Source organism: Vibrio sp. Isolate24 (genome assembly GCF_022398215.1).
In the GTDB taxonomy this organism is placed as follows: Bacteria; Pseudomonadota; Gammaproteobacteria; order Enterobacterales; family Vibrionaceae; genus Vibrio; species Vibrio coralliilyticus_A.
Window position 1 is genome coordinate 829,356 of the sequence record NZ_JAKEUU010000003.1, and the last position, 13,981, is coordinate 843,336.

11 protein-coding genes are annotated in these 13,981 nt (G+C 45.0%); 6 read left to right on the forward strand and 5 right to left on the reverse strand.

The annotated features are described in order from the left end of the window. The first annotated feature begins 130 nt into the window (after positions 1 to 130). The 3 genes from L1D23_RS16520 (at position 131) to L1D23_RS16530 (ending at position 4,908) form a co-directional block, all read left to right on the forward strand. Positions 131 to 787 carry a 2OG-Fe dioxygenase family protein gene (locus L1D23_RS16520; RefSeq protein WP_239836902.1) on the forward strand — a complete coding sequence of 219 codons (657 nt, stop codon included), beginning with the start codon at positions 131 to 133 and terminating at the stop codon, positions 785 to 787. Continuing rightward, a complete protein-coding gene (locus L1D23_RS16525) occupies positions 771 to 2,006 on the forward strand; it encodes a cysteine desulfurase-like protein (protein WP_239868435.1) in 1,236 nt (411 codons plus the stop codon). The genes L1D23_RS16520 and L1D23_RS16525 overlap by 17 nt, the downstream gene beginning before the upstream one ends. A 154-nt stretch (positions 2,007 to 2,160) precedes the next feature. After that, positions 2,161 to 4,908 (forward strand): M16 family metallopeptidase, encoded by a 2,748-nt coding sequence (locus L1D23_RS16530; protein ID WP_239868438.1) that lies wholly within the window; start codon positions 2,161 to 2,163, stop codon positions 4,906 to 4,908. A gap of 72 nt (positions 4,909 to 4,980) precedes the next feature. On the opposite strand, the gene L1D23_RS16535 is transcribed toward L1D23_RS16530, so the two are convergent. The 4 genes from L1D23_RS16535 to L1D23_RS16550 form a co-directional block, all read right to left on the reverse strand. Continuing rightward, positions 4,981 to 5,805: a DUF2797 domain-containing protein gene (locus tag L1D23_RS16535; protein ID WP_239868442.1), complete on the reverse strand. Its 825-nt coding sequence runs from the start codon at positions 5,803 to 5,805 to the stop codon at positions 4,981 to 4,983. Between the two features lie 174 nt (positions 5,806 to 5,979). Further along, positions 5,980 to 6,717: an ElyC/SanA/YdcF family protein gene (locus tag L1D23_RS16540; RefSeq protein ID WP_239868445.1), complete on the reverse strand. Its 738-nt coding sequence runs from the start codon at positions 6,715 to 6,717 to the stop codon at positions 5,980 to 5,982. Further along, positions 6,717 to 7,046 (reverse strand): DUF3392 domain-containing protein, encoded by a 330-nt coding sequence (locus L1D23_RS16545; RefSeq protein WP_239836604.1) that lies wholly within the window; start codon positions 7,044 to 7,046, stop codon positions 6,717 to 6,719. Before L1D23_RS16545 ends, L1D23_RS16540 begins: the two co-directional genes overlap by 1 nt. Positions 7,047 to 7,090: 44 nt before the next feature. Then, positions 7,091 to 8,779, reverse strand: a complete 1,689-nt coding sequence (locus tag L1D23_RS16550; protein WP_239868450.1) for an NAD-dependent malic enzyme — start codon at positions 8,777 to 8,779, stop codon at positions 7,091 to 7,093. A 142-nt stretch (positions 8,780 to 8,921) separates the two neighbouring features. Here L1D23_RS16550 and L1D23_RS16555 point away from each other — a divergent pair, with 142 nt between their 5' ends. The 3 genes from L1D23_RS16555 (at position 8,922) to L1D23_RS16565 (ending at position 12,665) form a co-directional block, all read left to right on the forward strand. Then, entirely contained in the window at positions 8,922 to 11,267 is a 2,346-nt protein-coding gene (locus L1D23_RS16555) for a DEAD/DEAH box helicase (RefSeq protein ID WP_239868575.1), read from the forward strand. Positions 11,268 to 11,490: 223 nt separating this feature from the next. After that, positions 11,491 to 11,868 carry a transporter gene (locus L1D23_RS16560; protein WP_239836602.1) on the forward strand — a complete coding sequence of 126 codons (378 nt, stop codon included), beginning with the start codon at positions 11,491 to 11,493 and terminating at the stop codon, positions 11,866 to 11,868. Positions 11,869 to 12,035: 167 nt separating this feature from the next. Then, positions 12,036 to 12,665, forward strand: a complete 630-nt coding sequence (locus L1D23_RS16565) for a transporter (RefSeq protein ID WP_239868452.1) — start codon at positions 12,036 to 12,038, stop codon at positions 12,663 to 12,665. A gap of 50 nt (positions 12,666 to 12,715) precedes the next feature. Here L1D23_RS16565 and L1D23_RS16570 read toward each other — a convergent pair whose 3' ends face one another. Beyond that, positions 12,716 to 13,906, reverse strand: coding sequence for an amino acid aminotransferase (locus L1D23_RS16570; protein ID WP_239868454.1), 1,191 nt, complete (start codon positions 13,904 to 13,906; stop codon positions 12,716 to 12,718). Positions 13,907 to 13,981 lie beyond the last annotated feature (75 nt).

Genomic DNA, 13,981 nt, shown 5'->3' on the forward strand with positions numbered 1-13,981 from the left:
TCTAAATTATAATTTTTGCTGGTTTTAACTGCTGATATTTGTTGATATTGCAATATAAATGCGCAAATAATAGTTGTGAACAAGATGTTAACCAAAGATTCCCATATGAACATTCATTAAGGAGATGATGATGTTACATAACCGCGAAACAACTTTGCAGCTCACTCAGTTAAGTGACTCTGCGTTTGCACAGTTGGCGCCGTCTTTTACCAAACTACCTAATACCGAGCATGCAGACGGTCAATACCGTTTGCGTCGTTACTCAGTCATCCAGTTTAAAGATGGTCAGGTTATTGATCTTCAGAAAAATGAGTTCATGCAAACCGATGATATCAACCGGTTTCAAGGCAATGTCGTGCGTCAATTTGAGCCTATTGAAGCGACGACCCTTCAAAGTGAAGGGATGCGCGAGATCTGTCAGCTGTTTGTCGATGCTAATAAGTTGATAGATGGTCAGGAAATTGAAATTCACCAAATGCGCATCTCTGCCATTTTTGATGAGACGCAGGTAGCTCCTGAAGGCGTGCATCAAGATGGCTTCGACCATATTGCGCTTGTCGGAATGGGTCGCCATAACATCGAAGGTGGCGATGTGATGCTATACAGCAGTTTCAACGAAGCACCTTTTTTCCGCAAAGTGCTTCAAAACGGTGAAGTTGCCATGTTGGCCGACAATAAATTGTGGCATAACGCAACGCCAATTCGCTCTGTGATTGAGGGTGAAGAAGGGTATATGGACGTATTTGTACTAACCGCGAAGGAAGCCGTGAATGAACTTCACTCCTAACTTGGTACGCGCGCAGTTTCGCGCCTTACAGCAAAGTCACAATGACCTGCCGGTGATGTTTCTTGATGGCCCGGGTGGATCACAGGTGCCAAATAGTGTGCTAGAGGCGATGACCGCGTATCTGGGCTTTTTTAATTCGAATCTTGGTGGTCACTATTTTTCCAGTGCCCATACCACTGACTTGATGAAACAAGCGAGAGAATCTGCACAAGCGTTACTCAATGCAGAATCGAGCGATAACATCGTCTTTGGTGCCAACATGACCTCTTTGACGTTCCAGCTTAGCCGGGCAATTAGTCGCGGTTGGCGAGCAGGAGATGAAGTCATCGTTACCTCTCTCGATCACTACTCCAACGTGTCGAGTTGGCAGCAAGCGGCGGATGATAAGCAAGTGAAAGTCTATCAGGCTCGAGTGAATGAGCAAGATTGTTCACTAGACTTAGAGCATTTGCTATCGCTGATCACTCCTAAGACTAAACTTGTCGCGCTGACTTACGCATCTAATACCACAGGCTCAATTGTGGACGTGAAACGTGTAGTTGAAGCCGCACACAGTGTGGGAGCTATGGTATATGTCGATGCTGTACATTACGCTCCGCACCACTTGGTTGACGTACAACAGCTAGGTTGTGATTTCTTGGCTTGCTCTGCGTATAAATTCTTTGGCCCCCATGTTGGGATTGCATATATCGCGCCTAAGTGGTTACAGTCTTTACAGCCATACAAAGTCGAGCCTGCCACCAATACAGGTCCGGGTCGATTTGAGACGGGCACTCAGAACTTTGAAGGTCTTGCGGGGGTCATTGCCGCTGTCAAGTATCTGGCTCAATGGGGTAAGGATGGTGATGATCTTCGCCGCCGTTTGGTCGACTCTTTCCAACAGTTTAATCAACACGAGTCCGCGATCAGTGAACGTTTCCTTACACGTTTAGCAGAGCTAAAAGGAGTGAGGTTGTGGGGACGCAATGAAGCCAACAGTGAGTTGAGAACGCCAACTTTCGCACTGACCTTTGATGACCATTCCCCTGAGGAGATTGCTCAGAAGCTGGGTCAGCGTAATATCTGTGTTTGGAACGGACATTTTTATGCGCTTGGCTTGGCCCGTCAGCTCGATCTTGAAAAATCAGGTGGTGTGGTTCGAATTGGTTTCATGCACTACAACACATTAGAAGAAGTCGATGTATTGTTTGATGAGCTGAAACATATCTTAGGACAATGAATAGCGAAAGACTTTTTCTGCTTTTAAGCTATAAATAAGGCCCTCACTGAGGGTCTTTTTTGATCGTGAAGGACTAATTCTTATTGAATAGACTATCGACATTGATATGTTAACAGTTATATTTCGGCTGAATATAAACAGAAGCATATCGATTATGAAGAAAGTCTTAATTATGTTTGTCTTGCTGTTAGCCGGTTGTGCTCAGCAAAGTACGAATATACCTATTCAGCAAGATACTAACTGGACGTCAGGTCAGTTAGATAACGGGTTCAGATACCATATTTACCCAATTGATACAGAAGCAATATCTCTTCGGTTATTTGTCCATGTTGGCTCATTGGAAGAAACGCCTGACCAACTTGGATACGCTCACTTTGTCGAGCATATGGCATTTAATGGTAGTGAAAATTTTACGCCAAATGAAGTCATTGAACTGATGGAGAAGACGGGAGCAAGCGGTCACGATATTAACGCTTATACTTCGTACGAGGAAACAGTCTACACACTAAGTTTACCGAACCAAGATGAACTCGACAAAGCAATACTTTGGCTAAGAGACGTTGCAAATCGTGTGACATTCGCCCCTGAGGAGGTTGAGCGCGAGAAAGGAGTCGTTCTGGCAGAATATCGCCGAGGGGTGCCTGAGCATTTGTCTTTCTACGACAAGGCGTATGAAAACAGCGTGAAAGGGACACCTTATGAGGGAAAGGACGCGATTGGTACACCAGAGACTATCCAAAGCGCAACTTCTCAATCACTGAAAGCGTTTTATGACACTTGGTATCAGCCACAATCCAGTGAATTAATCATTGTCGGAGATATTAAGCGTGAAGATGCGAAAGGGTTAATCCAAAAAATGTTTGCAGACTGGCAGCCAACGAATGACTTACCACCACCTGTTCGAGCAAAAGCTGCGATCAACAGAGGTGACTTTGTTACTCAAGTTAGTATTGATGAGCCATCGGTGGTAGGGATGACTTTCTATCTGGGGAAAAATTTGCTTCTCACAAGAAATGATCTTATCGAGTATTGGAAAGACAAAATTGTTGCTCGCTTGATATCACATCGATTAGATGCAGTATACACCGAACATGCTTTACCTTTACGCGGCTGGGATTCTAGTATTTATGCGAGTGTGCAAGAGCGCGTATACGATGCGTCTATCTCATTCTCCCCTCAAGATCGAAATGCCGTTCAGCCTTTGTTTTTTGAAACTTTGGCGTCGCTCAGGGATCATGGTGTTAGCCAAGAAGAATTGAAGGTAGTTATGGCTGAATATAAAAGTAGTCGTGAACACGCGGACGATGAGTGGTTTCGGCGTGGAAGCGAAGACTTCGCTGAAGACAGAACAACCCAATTGGCGGAGGGAGAACCTTCTCAGTCATTAGCAGATTACAAGCGCAGTCTCGATCAACTGCTGCGTTTAGCGGATATTGACTACATCAATCAACATGTACGAAATATGCTATCTTCTTCATATGATATGTTCGTCGGTACTGACCCCGTGGAATCGATTGAGCAAGTGAAGCAAAGTCTGCCTGAGTGGAAAAGCATGTATGGAATGCCTGGTGTGGCCAGTAATCACATAAGTACGGATATGAATGGATTGGTTGAAGTGGAGTCAGAGAAGCCTTTACCTGATGCCATAGAACAAAGCAATGGAGAGGTGACTTGGTCCTTGGATAATGGTATTGACGTACTATTTGACCCCGATAACGGCACTGATTTTGCTCATATTGTTTATATGTCTTCGGGTGGGAAAGCCGTTCTGGAGCGAGATCTTGTACCAGCATCTCAATTACTTTTGGCAACCCTCATAAAGAGTGGTGTTGCTCAGTTTAATGGTACTCAGCTCAAAGCGTATATCCGCAAAAATGATATTGATGTTCAGAGTTACATTAATGGCACTGAACATGGTTTTGAAATCAGTGCTCCTAAAGACCAAGTTAATGAGGTACTCAAACTTCTTTATAACGTGATGGCATACCCTAAGTTTAGTGAACAGCAGATCGAAGTGTTAAAGCAGGAGTATGCGGATGAACTCATGTCTTATCTCAAATCTCCGCTCGGTCAATGGTATGACGCGATTGAAACGAATACTTTTGCTGCTCAAAGTGTGTATTTTCCTACTTATGCCCATGATTTTGAAAGCGTGACGGTCGATCAAGTGCAACAAGCTTATGACGAGCTATTTAGAAAGGCTCGCAATAGTAAGCTGGTGATTGTGGCTGGGGTTGAATCATCGCAGATTGCTTATGGTGTGAAGAACTATATTTCGACAATTCCTCTGGAAGCTGCGAAGATGCCGCCTTATCAAGTGCGTTATAATGCTCGCCCCGATAGCAAAATTAACCTAGCGATCAATAATGAGCAAAATAGCCGTTACAGACTGCGCTCTATTAATCAATCCGCAAGGGCTCAAGATGCAAAACTTACGTTGGTAGATAAGGTTGTTCAGCGTATTTTAGCCAGACGTCTAGATGCTTACGTACGTGAAGAGCTGAGCTTAGATTATGCCCCCGACAGTTACTTTTCTACTGACAATAATGAGCCGGCAACGGATTGGACTATTGAAGCTCAAGTTGCAGCAGAAGATCTACCTAAGGTAGAACAAGCCATTGATAAGGTCATTCAGAATCTGATCACTTCTGTGACCCAAGAGGAGCTAGCGATTGCGAAGGAGCAGTTGGATGTGTACCTTGAAGACACGATTAACTACCCCTCAGACGTTGCTTGGTTCCGTGCTTTAACTTTGGTGAATGATTTTGGTGAAGAAGCCTTCACTCAATCAAGAGAGGTAGCAAAAGCGATTACGTTAGATGACGTGCGAGTTCGTGCTATAGAGTCATTTGGTCAAGGTGCAGAGCATTACAAATACATACTTAGCCCGCTAGACCAATAAGTCGCCTTGTTACAAAAAGCCCTTTCATTTTTAATGAAAGGGCTTTTTTAATAGGAGTTAATGAACCAGGTGTTATACGCTGACTTCAACTTCGTAAGACGTGAACTTGCGGATATTAATCACACCAGTATCAAAAATCATATATTGACCTTTAATACCCTGTAAAGTGCCTGCCACTTCAGGGTTCTTATCAAAGTTATGCGATGTGATTTTTGTCGGGTGCTGCAGAACTGGGTAGCTGATGGACGTGATATCAGCGTTGAGTATCTCAATCGCATCATCACCGAACTGATGTTTTATCTCAGCGATTTTGTCCTCAACCAACGGCAATAGCTCTGCAAACTTCTCTTCAAGTGGCATTGGCTCGCCATTTTCTTTGAGCAAAGTTCGCCAGTTGGTTTTATCTGCAATGTGTTTTGCCAACTCAATTTCAATCAGGCCTGAGATATGGCGAGTTTTCACTTTGAATATTGGAAGGCCTTGGGTGGCACCTTGATCAATCCAACGTGTCGGGATCTGTGTATGGCGAGTAATTCCGACTTTGAGGCTTGATGTATTCGAAAGATAGACGAAATGGTCAACCATGCAGTTATCTTCGCCCCATTGCGGCTCGCGACATGTGCCTTGATCATAGTGACACGTTTCCGGTTTCATAATGCACATATCGCAGCTCGCGAGCTTTTTCATGCACACGAAACAGTGGCCCTGTGAGTAGCTTTTTTTGGTTTTCTTACCACAAGAGCAACAAAAGATGTTACCGGTATGGTTTAGAGTTATTTTCTGGCCTATGAAAGGCTGAAGGTCGACGAGTTCATCACCGACTGGAAGATGATAGTGTACTTCACCATCTAAAGAAGCACGCATCTTACTTAGCGTACCTTTTGCGATTAAAGACATGACATTACTCATTTTATATTGACAGCTCTTATATGGGTAAATGTTGTATTTGAGCTGTTTAACTCAGCGGTTAGTGTAGCAGAGAATCGTTATCGACCATATTGCTACTTGGCTGATGTGGCTTTATGAAGATAAACGATATAGTTGGGGGTGAAGTCAGCCCGTTTCGATAGGCTATTCGGTGCCTTCAACTACGCTGTCTTCAATATTTAGTGGCTCTGCTTCGCTGGGATGAATCGGTTCTTTTGGCCCCAAGAATTTGGGCTTGGCTCGTGTGATGTAAAGATCCAATACGGCTTTGGCTCTGGCAAACACTTCTCGTAATCGGATCTGATAACCAGAATGTGCCGAAGGGCCGGGAACCGCAAAACATTTGGCATTGATATTATGGAAGTTGGCAATAAATAGCGCTCGCTCGCAATGAAACTTCTGAGTGATGATCAAAAAATTATCGGTATCAAAAATTTCCTTTGCTCGAACCACAGAGTCAAGAGTGCGAAAGCCTGCGTAATCTAGGTATATATGATTCTCAGGAACTTCCGCTTTGAGCAAATCACGCTTCATTGTCCAAGGTTCATTATAAGACCGGTGGGCATTGTCGCCGCTTAACAAGAAGTTATCGACTTTCTCATTCTGGTATAGCTCGATCGCTGCACTAATGCGATTGGTATAGTAATCGTTAAGGATTTTTCCAAGATACTTACTGGTGCCCAAGACGACGGCGACATCAAAATTACCGACTTGCTCTGAACTAGTATAGAGCTGATCTTTGGTCTGATAGGAGACCCAACGGTCTATCAAAAAGAGAGAGATAGCCGCACAGATCAGCAAGAGAAGGATACAGCGAAGCCCCTTTAGCGCGTAGGCTAAATAATGATCAGAGGGTTTTGGTCTGTGAAAGAGTCTTCGCACTAAATTTGTCGATTCCGTTGTGCCCATGAACCAATTAATATAAAGCTGACAATAACAATAGAAAACATGATGCCAGCGTCCATATCACGTAATGTCCGAGCGAGGTAAGGGGTGGCTTTAACAATGATTAAGCCGTAACCAAAAGCGTTAATCAAGACAAATACGACGGTTCTGAGTACAAAGTTGTGGTTTCGCAGCGTTCTTCTGAGCAAAGTGTTGACTTCGCCACCAGCCATCACAAGAAAACAAGCGATCAGCGCTGTTGAAATTTCAGTTAGATAAGGTAAGAGATATTTTCCCGCAGGGGAAAGGAATTCAAAAATCATCATAAACAAAAAAGCCCCTATTAGTAGGGGCTGAGTCAATATAGTAATTAGAATGAAGTACGCTTGTAACGACGGTAAACCGGTTGCCAGAAGTGATTTTCAATCGCTTCTTCTAGTGCCTCGTCAGTAATTTCAAGCGCTACGCCCTGTGCAATCGCTTTCTTTGCTACTGCGAAAGCAATCTTCTTCGACACTGAGTGGATAGCTTCGAGAGGAGGCAGCAGCGCACCTTGACCATTAATCGCCAGCGGAGAACACGTAGCGAGAGCACGGCTGGATTCCATGAGCATTTCGTCAGTAACACGTTTTGCTTGTACAGCAAGTACGCCTAAGCCGATACCCGGGAAGATGTAGCTGTTATTACATTGTGCAATTGGGTAAGTTTTACCATCGTGTACGACTGGGTCAAATGGGCTGCCAGTGGCAACGAGAGCCTCACCGTTAGTCCAGCGAATAATGTCATGAGGCGTTGCTTCAACTCGACTGGTTGGGTTTGACAGAGGGAATACAATTGGGCGAGAACAGTGTTTGTGCATCTCTTTGATCACTTCTTCACTGAACAAACCTGGAGCACCAGAAACGCCAATCAGAACGGTAGGCTTGGCATTGCGCATAACGTCGAGTAGTGAGTAGCCATTGCCTTCCGCTTCCCAGTCGCCGGTGTTACTGTGCTTTTGTACCAGACGCTGTTGGAAATCAAGTAGGTTTGGCATGCCTTCCTGTAGCAGACCCCAACGATCCACCATGTAAACTTGTGAACGCGCTTGCTCGTCAGAAATCCCTTCCGATACCATTTGAGCGATGATAGCTTCTGCAATACCACAGCCCGCAGAGCCTGCACCAAGGAACGTCACGCGCTGTTCAGAAAGCTGCGTGCCCGCTGCCTGACAAGCTGCCAGTAGAGAGCCAACAGTGACAGCAGCCGTACCTTGAATATCATCATTGAAACAACAGATGCGATCTTTGTAACGTTCAAGCAAAGGCATTGCATTTTTCTGTGCGAAATCTTCAAATTGAATCAGCGCATCTGGCCAGCGACGCTGCACCGCTTGAATAAACTCTTCGACGAATGCATCGTATTCAGAGCCAGTAATACGTGGATGACGCCAGCCCATATACATTGGGTCAGCAAGACGCTGAGGGTTATTCGTACCAACATCCAGTACAATAGGTAGTGTGTAAGCTGGGCTGATACCACCACAGGCGGTGTACAGTGCAAGTTTACCGATAGGGATACCCATACCACCGATGCCCTGATCACCTAAGCCAAGAATACGCTCACCATCGGTAACAACAATCACTTTTACGTTATGGTTTGAGGCGTTGTTAAGAAGATCATCAATGCGGTCACGGTTTGCATAAGAGACGAATAGACCACGACCACGACGATAGATATTTGAAAAGTTCTCACAGGCCGCACCTACCGTTGGTGTATAGATGATCGGCATCATTTCTGAAACGTGGTTCTGCACTAAGCGGTAGAATAAAGTTTCGTTGGTATCCTGAATGTTACGTAGGTAGATGTGTTTATCCATATCGCTTTCAAAGTTGCGATACTGTTGGTAAGCACGTTCCACTTGTTCCTGAATGGTTTCAGTTGTTTCTGGTAACAAACCTTCGAGATTGAAAGAAGCTCTTTCTTCTGCTGAGAATGCGCTGCCTTTATTGAGAAGAGGCGTACTAAGAAGCGCTGGACCAGCGAAAGGGATATATAAAGGGCGTTTATCGTTATTCATCACTTGCCTTGTCGTAGGGTCTTAAGGAACGGGAACCAGAAAATGATAGGGATTAGTGACCATATTGTAAACCGAATATTCATGCATTCTGGCACAGATTAGTTATATACTTTCCGCCTTTTCCACGATCTCGATGCTAACGATGTCCAGCCTACCTATAGATATTCTCAAACCCGACTTTCTGAACCTGCTTTCTACTCACCATATGATAGTAGAAGCCGAAACTGGCTCGGGCAAATCAACCCGATTACCGCTTTGGTCAGCAGAGAAGGGGAGAGTGCTGGTGATTGAACCGAGACGTATCGCTTGTACCTCGCTAGCGCAGTTTCTTGCGGAACAAAAAAAGGAGCCACTTGGTCGATCAGTTGGTTACTCAATCAAACTTGAAAACCGATGTGATGAAGAGACACAAATCGTCTTTGTCACCCCCGGAGTTGCACTGCGTTGGTATTCAGAAAATCGGTTGAGTGGCTATCAAACGATTATTATTGATGAGTTTCATGAGCGTCGTTGGGATACCGATTTGCTGGTTGCTCTGCTAAGCAAACTCGACCAGCACCGTTTGGTTATTACTTCAGCGACAATCGAAGGTGATAAACTTGCCCGCTATGTGGGTGCTGAAAGATTGCAGGCCAAAGGACGTAATTTTGAAGTTGCAGTTGCCCATAGAGCGGGTGACTCTCGTCAGTTGCCCGATGGCCGAAACTTGGAACAAAAAGTCAAAACCGAGGTGGAGGCTCTACTCGATGTTGATGGAGATATTCTGGTTTTTTTGCCCGGACGAAAAGAGATAGCTCAGTGTCAAGGTGCGCTGTCACACATAAATGATGTGATTGTGGTTCCACTGCATGCCTCAGTTACTGAACAGCAAAGAGAAATTGCCTTAAACCAACAAAGCCTAAAGAAAATCGTGCTTGCGACTAACGTGGCGGAAACCTCACTGACGATACCTAATGTCGTGGCGGTGATTGATTCCGGCTTAGAGCGCCGTACAGAACAGAGAAACGGTAAGACCACGCTGAGCTTGAAGCATATTTCTAAAGCCAGCGCTAGGCAGCGCAGTGGCCGCGCAGGTCGAGTTATGGATGGCGTGTGTATTCGTTTATATGGTGAGCATGCCGCTTTAGCGGATGTGACACCGCCAGAGCTTCATCGTGAAACATTGACTGAAGCAATGCTGGCATCGGCCTGTTGTGGTCAATCATTGGCGGATCTAAATTTCTTGGAACCACTGCCTGACAAGTCATTTGAGCAGGCGATGACCATATTGAAAAACATGGGGGCGATTGACGATTCCGGCCTTGCTACATCTCATGGTCAACGAATATACCCTTTACCTATAGACGCTCTGTATGCGGATCTGGTTACGCGTATGCCAACCCGAAAATTGCAGGAAGCCATGGTGGATCTTACGTCGGTTCTCGCTACCCCCGCGGCTTTGTATCGGTTGTCGTCAAATACAGAAGCGTTAGAGCAACTCGATAAAGAAGAGCCATTGGGTTGTGATGCTGAGGTCGCGATTCGGACTTTGCGAGGTGAACGTCTACCGGGAGTGAACGTTGAATCGGATGTTCTGAAAGAAGCCAAAGCTTTGTCTGAACAGATGCGAGTGGTGTTCGAATTGCCGCAACTTGGCGTGGCATCTCGTTATGCGCACCATGAATTGGTAGAGGCCATCGCTGCTTTGCATCCTGAGCTTTTGTTCGTTAGACGGGAAAAGCGCAAAGAGGCATTGGGCAACGGACATATGGAAGTCATACTAGGACGAGCGAGTCGGCTACCCAGTAATGTCGATGCAGCGCTGGTGTTGGATACTCACAGCCTACCAGGGCGAGGCGTTAAGCAGACTTTAAACCTCGTAACCGTAGCTATGCCAGTCAATCTTGCACTGTTTGAAGCACTTGGAGTCGGAGAGTGGATGGAAGGTGATGTAGTGAATGTTGATGATATCCCTCATGTCGAGCTCAATTTGATTTACGCAGGACGTAAGGTGGCTTCAAAGAAAACGCAAGCTGAGGGAGAGTTTGCGATCAAGCCGCTGCTTGAAGCGGTAAAACATGAGGAATTACTGCCCGGTTTTGCGAAACAGCGTCATCAGGAGATCGAACATTGGAAACTCTATCAAGCGCTAGATAAGACGCTTTCTCAGGCATGCCATGAACCACTCACTTTTGATACTTGGTTTATAGAACAACTTGAAGCATTAGAACTGACAGATGCCTCGGAGCTGGAAATGTTCAGCGCTGACGACTTTCCTTTTGATGGAATACCTTATTGGGAATACGAAGATTTTGCAGCGACTTACCCGTTTGAGCTTTTCATTGGTGATTTACAACTAAGTGTTGAATATCACCCGAAAAAGAAGCTGGTGTATGTGGTGTATAAATCTGGATTGAGAAAGGGAGACCCAAAACGTTGGGAACTGCCGCGATGGCCCGGTTGGCGAGTTCAATACAAGAAAGCGAGCCGAATCGTAGATATTCGATAGAGGAATAATCATCCAAACCGTAGGGATAAATTTGGTCTCTAAAATATTACGCAACAGATTGTGTATGTCTCGATTTTGTACATCTTTTGTTATCGGGTTGGTTTTGATATAGCTTTTTTCTCGAAAAAATGGGTATAAAAGACGATTGTTTTATATCCTATTGCTATATGACTAAGGATAGAGGATATTGAGAACACTGTGTTGCCTACCAGAGGAGGTTGATATGGAACATCAGGGCAAGACTAGTGTTGTTTTTGACTATACTTCTTTTCTTGGCGCATCGTGCAGCAAAAAATGGACTTTCCTAGAAGCGATGAGTACGTTTGCCCCTATTTTCAGCCTTGCCTGGAAAAGTTCAATCAAAGAAGCAATCTCAGCCGAAGACCGCTTGTGGGATCAAGCGATGAAATCGCTCTCGGCAAGTCGTAGCGATGAGGCCAATATTCTCATACTGATGCAGATTGCTCGCAGTGAAGGTATTGAAGAGCTCAAGGTGGTTATGCCCTATGAGCTAGAGCAAGAACAAATTGAAAGCCTGGAAACTCGCTCAAATACCTCTATCGAAAGCGATCAGCAGGACGAACTGTTCATTACACTTTAAGGCCCTGTATCGGGCCTTATTCTCTTCAGAGAATCCTATATATCTCTCAATAACTTGCGTTAACTTGTTCTATACTTTCTAATCCAGAACGATGCCCATCTCTCGTTATAGAGGATGCGTTCTTTCCCATAGACTGGCTTTATTTGTCTGTATTAAGAGAGGTATTCATGGAAGTAAAACTGCCTTATCTGCTTGCTCCTATATTCTTGGTTACATCTTTATCCGCTTTTGGACAAAACACGGCCCACGACCTTAATTATGACTTTCTGTACGCAGACTTGAGTGCAGGCTCGTTGGATGAGAATTTAGGGGTCAACAGCAATGTGACCTCTTTGGCCGTCGGTGGCAATATGCTTCTTGATGATCAGTTTCTCGCGACACTGGATTATGAAGCGAGGTTTATCCATCCGAAAGATACCACTACTGAGCGTTACACATTACTGCCCGGTGCAGCGTTCAGGTATTCGCTAGAGGATAAATGGGACTTGGTCGCAGGTGCTAAAGCAGGCTTTATATGGTCAACTCAAACGAATGACGTTACAGATGAGAAAATCTCGAGTGACAGTAAATTCATGTGGGGTGGCGATATAACCCTTAAATATGAATTGAGCAAACTTTGGGAACTGTCAGTGACTGGAGGAGTAAGGCGAAGTGATATCTTGGATGAAGATATCTTTAATATGCGTGGCGATTATCAAATCTCACCTAAGCTAATGCTTGGAGGTTTTTATACTCATCGCAATAACGGCTCGACAACGACTAACGAAGGTGGCGTGAGTCTACGATATTTACTTTAGGGCAGTAGTAATAGAAAGAGCCAGATGGCTCTTTCTATTAGAGAATAGGCTTACAAAACCGCTGCAATGGCTTTACACAGTGGCAGCATATTTGAGCGAGTCATACCGGCTACGCTGATACGGCCTGAACCCACGATGTAGATTCCGAACTCATCTTTAAGGCGAGCCACTTGATCTTTGGAAAGGCCAGAGAAGGAGAACATACCATTTTGACGCTCAATGAAGCTAAAGTCAGCGTCAACGCCTTGCTCTTTTAGAGTAGTGACAAACAGCTCGCGCATGTCTTGAATGCGGTCACGCATTTCTTTTACTTCCGCTTCCCACTCATTGCGCAGTTCAGCATTGTTAAGAATGTGCGTCACAACTGCGCTACCGTGTGCTGGTGGGTTAGAGTAGATAGAGCGAATGATGGCTTTCACCTGAGAGAATGCTGTATTTGCCGTCTGCTCTGATTCTGCAACTAAGGTAAACGCACCAACACGCTCATTGTAAAGACCAAAGTTTTTTGAGAACGAACTCGCGACTAAGATCTCCTTGTTGTACTTAGTGAAGACACGTAAACCAGCGGCATCTTCTTCAACGCCTTTAGCAAAACCTTGATAAGCAAAATCGAATAGAGGCAGAAGTTTTTTGTCCGCGACCAGTTTCGCTAATGTTTCCCACTCTTCAACTGTAGGATCAATACCTGTTGGGTTATGGCAACAGCCGTGAAGAAGGACGATGTCACCTTCAGACGCTTTTTCAAGGTCAGCGAGCATTGCCGCAAAATCTTTATCTTTTGTCTCAGCATTGTAGTAGCTGTATTGCGCAGTTTCGATCCCAGCGGCAGTGAATACACTGTTGTGGTTGGCCCAAGTAGGGTTGCTGATCCAGATCTTTACATTGCCAAGCTGACGCTTGATGAATTCACCTGCGACACGCAGAGCACCTGTACCGCCCGGCGCCTGTGCTGTCTTTGCCAGCTTGTTAGTTACAATGTTCGAGTCATCACCAAATAGCAGTTTTTGTACCGCTAGACCATACTCTGCAGTCCCTTCGATGGTCAGGTATGATTTGGTTTTTTCACTTTCAATCAGGGCGGCTTCGGCTTTCTTTACGGTCGCTAGAACAGGTGTTTCACCTTGTTCATTTTTGTAGATACCAACGCCGAGGTTAATTTTGTCTGCGCGAGAGTCTTTTTTAAACTCTTCCGTCAGTCCAAGGATAGGATCGGCAGGTGCAGCTACTACTTTTTCAAACATAATTGTCATCCATGTTAATCGAAGGGAGGATATAAGTATTTCGGTTATTTATACCTTATCTGCGCGCGCTGAGAC

What these genes read in the sequence shown, in the direction of transcription:
- L1D23_RS16535 (WP_239868442.1), bottom strand. Translation starts at nt 5,805, where the DNA reads ATGTCTTTAATCGCAAAAGGTACGCTAAGTAAGATGCGTGCTTCTTTA.
- L1D23_RS16525 (WP_239868435.1), top strand. Translation starts at nt 771, where the DNA reads ATGAACTTCACTCCTAACTTGGTACGCGCGCAGTTTCGCGCCTTACAG.
- L1D23_RS16550 (WP_239868450.1), bottom strand. Translation starts at nt 8,779, where the DNA reads ATGAATAACGATAAACGCCCTTTATATATCCCTTTCGCTGGTCCAGCG.
- L1D23_RS16530 (WP_239868438.1), top strand. Translation starts at nt 2,161, where the DNA reads ATGAAGAAAGTCTTAATTATGTTTGTCTTGCTGTTAGCCGGTTGTGCT.
- L1D23_RS16555 (WP_239868575.1), top strand. Translation starts at nt 8,922, where the DNA reads ATGTCCAGCCTACCTATAGATATTCTCAAACCCGACTTTCTGAACCTG.
- L1D23_RS16565 (WP_239868452.1), top strand. Translation starts at nt 12,036, where the DNA reads ATGGAAGTAAAACTGCCTTATCTGCTTGCTCCTATATTCTTGGTTACA.
- L1D23_RS16545 (WP_239836604.1), bottom strand. Translation starts at nt 7,046, where the DNA reads ATGATGATTTTTGAATTCCTTTCCCCTGCGGGAAAATATCTCTTACCT.
- L1D23_RS16520 (WP_239836902.1), top strand. Translation starts at nt 131, where the DNA reads ATGTTACATAACCGCGAAACAACTTTGCAGCTCACTCAGTTAAGTGAC.
- L1D23_RS16570 (WP_239868454.1), bottom strand. Translation starts at nt 13,906, where the DNA reads ATGTTTGAAAAAGTAGTAGCTGCACCTGCCGATCCTATCCTTGGACTG.
- L1D23_RS16560 (WP_239836602.1), top strand. Translation starts at nt 11,491, where the DNA reads ATGGAACATCAGGGCAAGACTAGTGTTGTTTTTGACTATACTTCTTTT.